Source organism: Kordia sp. (genome assembly GCF_022447245.1).
GTDB lineage: Bacteria > Bacteroidota > Bacteroidia > Flavobacteriales > Flavobacteriaceae > Kordia.
The window spans coordinates 1-3,252 of sequence record NZ_JAKVBC010000078.1 but is presented as its reverse complement, the minus strand read 5'-3'; the positions used below and the strand labels follow the sequence as shown (position 1 = coordinate 3,252).

Sequence of the window (3,252 nt, the reverse complement as noted above, 5' to 3'; positions counted from 1 at the left end):
ATAAGTATTCGAAAATAGGAACCATCTTCATTTCAGTAGTACAAAATCTTCTTGCCCAAGTTGGTAAAGCTGAATTTTCATCAATTACTTGATCAAATGATTTTCCTCTAACCCAAACTATTTCCTTGCCCATCAATTGTTCCAAATCCATTAAAACTTGTAAAGTCTTTTGACGTTCTGCACTTGCAATAAAGTTTCCATTCAACTTATCAAGAGCATATCTTAGTACCGCAGGATCTTTAGGAGCTGCTTTTGGATAATCAATACACACACAAGCAAAGATGTTTACATCTGCTGGATGATGCATTGCCATATATGCACTAGTTTTACCTCCTGATATGCTATTTACTGTTGTCAACTATTCTACAGGTTTTTAGTTATAAAATGTGATATTCAGGATTCTTACACATAGGGCATACTTCATGTGTAATGTTGCATTCAAGGATATTATCATATACTTTGAGTTTTAAAGCATCCTCTGCTTTGTATTCGTACATACATCCACCCTCTGTGCATTCGCGGCATTCTTTTTTTTCACTCATAATTCTACTGTTTTTATGACATCATACGATATCGTCAATACTTAAATTTTGGATAAAAAAACTATTATTTGATTTATAATATTTTGATACTGTTTTTTATAATTTGAATTAAATCAACTGCTTTATAATGGCATTTTTATAATTGAAAATCCTTGATTCATCACCATTAAAATTCAACGCGTCTAAAAGAATGATTGCTTGATGCGATCTTAATTTTAATCGACTTTTCTTTGGTGGATTTTCTTTTTCGGTCCTATGATTCAATTCATACCAAAGTTGTTTTGCAATACTGTATTTCATGATGTTTTCTAGTGAAGCTGGAATCAACAATGAATTTGCATACACATGCAGTACTTCTTTTAAAAATGCTACTTGATGAATTTGTAACTTCTCTAAAATGACGAAATCGATGAATTTGAATTCTAATTGGCTCATTTGGTTACTTTTTCAATTAATTGATTTGTATTGTTATCTATAAATAACACTACGTTATATTCACCTTCAAAGCATTCGCCTTGTTCTCCACTCTTTCTATACAACAACCTGTTTTTCATTTTTTCAATGATGATTGATTGTGTTTTTTTCTGTTCAGTTAGCATTGAATATCTGGTTAAAGTTGCAAAACCTTCATACTTCGGTTTTGCTTCATTTTTTAAGCAGATAATCATCTTTATTTCGCTGCAATGTTTACAGAAAAAACGGTTATCATGTTTACATTTTTTATGGCTCATCCGTAATATTTTGCGCGTTCTATTTCAATTTTATTGATCATGGCTATGCTGAGTTTTCCTTTGTCTAGTTGAAGCTTCTTTTCAAGTCTTTCTACATATTCCACTAACTTTTCAAAGGTTCGTTTGCCTTTCACATATTCTCTAACTTTCAGTGTCAATCGTTTGTTCAATTTTCGTTGATAAGCACTTTTTCTTGACGCTTTATCCTCTTCATCAAACTTTTTTAAGTTGTTTAAATGCCTTTTGTAATGCCTGTGAGTGTATGAGAATCCGCCTTCATGAGATTCTTTTCGATTTGAATCAAAATATTGGTACGGAAATAAGAGTTGAAATTCAGGTTTTCTATTGCAGAAGTTCCTGGCCCAATTTATTCGCCAACGTAATTGGTAAATTCTATCGAGCTGTTGTTCTTTAGAAAAGATACCCGATTTGCTAATGAAGAATTTCTCTTCAAAGCGTTGAATGGTTCGGATCCATTCACCAACAAAAACATTTTTATCTTTCCAGAGTTGTGCAGCCGTAAAGAGAAAATCTAACATGACAATTCGCCTAAATTGATTTTCTGACAATCCACCACGGAAACATTCGGTTTCATAGTGTGAAATTGGCAATGGCTTGTAATTGTCATAAATTCCACGAGCCAGATCGTTAGCAGCTTCGTAGTTGTTTTTATCCAACAGCTTTTGAAAAGTTTGGCGAACGGTGATTTTTTTTTCTTTTTTTGGCGCAACTTTTTTTCTTTTTGGCGAAGCCGCGCCACCTTGCTCCATGTTGTTCTTATAGAAATTTAATCCGTTAGGATTACTGCCGTCAGAATTGGAAGCCTTTGCACCAAGCAACGAACGGACATGATTTACTGCTTCCGATTCTTCCTTTAGCAAGGCATTTTCTTTAGAAATAGCCTTATTATTTTCATTTTTATTTTCAGTTCTATAGGAACTAGAGTTAACTAATAATTTTTTTTCCAAATTGGGTTGAGACAACTGTTTTAGGGACGCTAAATTGCCTTCAGAAATGACCAAAATTTGCGGATTTATGGCATATAACGGCGCATGTTGATATCCACGATACTTATACTCCACTATAACGCCACAGTCCATAAAACGCTTTATATGATTGCGTATGGTAGCCTGACAAACGTCTAATTTTGGAACTTTGATATCAAGACCAGGAACTTTGATTTTTAGGTTTTCAAGGGAATATGCCGTTAATGGAAAAAAGAAACTTTCGTCAGGATCTAATGCGGTTTTTTCTCCGCTTTGCATACGGTCCAAATTGCGCTTTTTTAGTTTGAAAGCACAATGTGACAAGATACAGGCAAATACTTCTTTGGCGGCCATTTTTATCTTGTGATGCTTTCGTTGTGGAAGCTTGGCAATGTTTTCAGCATTAAAAGCTGATAAGTATTGATTGTATTGCGAAGTAGTAACCATTCCACAACCGTAGTTTTCTTTTACATACTTTGTAAACTTCTTGGAAAGCTTTGCTATTTCTGACGTGGTAACGTTATTTGCTTTATTCACAGCTTCAACTAAATTGTTGTATTCTTCAACGCTTTTGTTTACTTTTGATAACGTATTCAGTCGATAATTTTCAATGAAAATCAAGTAATTATCAATAGTTTGCTTGAAATTCATTGAATTGATGATTGGATATGCAAGTGACAGACGTTCTTTGCCTTGTGTGGCATTGCCCGCCTGTACACCTTGCTCCATGTACTGAGGTAAATATTCCATTATATATTTATTTAGAAACCTACTGTAGTTTGGCGACGTCAGTAGGTTTCGTTTTTTAGTTGCGGAGACAGGATTCGAACCTGTGTCATTCGGCTTATGAGACCGAGCTGGAACCGCTCCAGTCCACTCCACTATTTTTTAATTTAAAGTAACCAGACCGACCACCTTTGTAAGCCGATCTGGTGACTAACCAACCCAAAATCTATATAGTGAAGTCAATATTCCCCTAAATAGTTAACTTCT

Annotated in this window: 4 protein-coding genes and 1 tRNA gene; all 5 read right to left on the bottom strand. The window is 34.4% G+C overall.

Features of this window, described 5'->3' with window-relative positions; genetic code table 11:
• Positions 1 to 358: hypothetical protein (locus tag MK119_RS24100; protein WP_290684271.1), on the bottom strand; the 358-nt coding region annotated here is incomplete at its 3' end.
• A 292-nt stretch (positions 359 to 650) separates the two neighbouring features.
• Positions 651 to 977, bottom strand: a complete 327-nt coding sequence (locus tag MK119_RS24095; protein ID WP_290684269.1) for a hypothetical protein — start codon at positions 975 to 977, stop codon at positions 651 to 653.
• Complete coding sequence (locus MK119_RS24090) at positions 974 to 1,273, bottom strand: hypothetical protein (protein ID WP_290684267.1); 300 nt, start codon at positions 1,271 to 1,273, stop codon at positions 974 to 976. The genes MK119_RS24095 and MK119_RS24090 overlap by 4 nt, the downstream gene beginning before the upstream one ends.
• Positions 1,270 to 3,009: a hypothetical protein gene (locus MK119_RS24085; RefSeq protein WP_290684265.1), complete on the bottom strand. Its 1,740-nt coding sequence runs from the start codon at positions 3,007 to 3,009 to the stop codon at positions 1,270 to 1,272. Before MK119_RS24085 ends, MK119_RS24090 begins: the two co-directional genes overlap by 4 nt.
• 60 nt (positions 3,010 to 3,069) lie before the next feature.
• Positions 3,070 to 3,141 (bottom strand) — tRNA-Met (locus MK119_RS24080).
• Positions 3,142 to 3,252 lie beyond the last annotated feature (111 nt).